Annotated in this window: 1 rRNA gene; it reads left to right on the forward strand. The window is 55.1% G+C overall.

Going from position 1 to position 265, the window contains the following annotated elements:
• Positions 1 to 265, forward strand: a 16S ribosomal RNA gene (locus tag KW825_RS20325); the annotation flags it as partial.

A 265-nucleotide genomic window follows, 5' to 3' on the forward strand; every position in this document is an offset into this window, starting at 1 on the left:
CCAGACTCCTACGGGAGGCAGCAGTGGGGAATATTGCACAATGGGGGAAACCCTGATGCAGCCATGCCGCGTGTGTGAAGAAGGCCTTCGGGTTGTAAAGCACTTTCAGCGAGGAGGAAAGGTTGGTACCTAATACGTATCAGCTGTGACGTTACTCGCAGAAGAAGCACCGGCTAACTCCGTGCCAGCAGCCGCGGTAATACGGAGGGTGCAAGCGTTAATCGGAATTACTGGGCGTAAAGCGCACGCAGGCGGTTGGATAAGT

Origin of the sequence: Aeromonas sp. sif2433 (assembly GCF_019218705.1) — a bacterium.
GTDB classification, from domain to species: domain Bacteria; phylum Pseudomonadota; class Gammaproteobacteria; order Enterobacterales; family Aeromonadaceae; genus Aeromonas; species Aeromonas encheleia.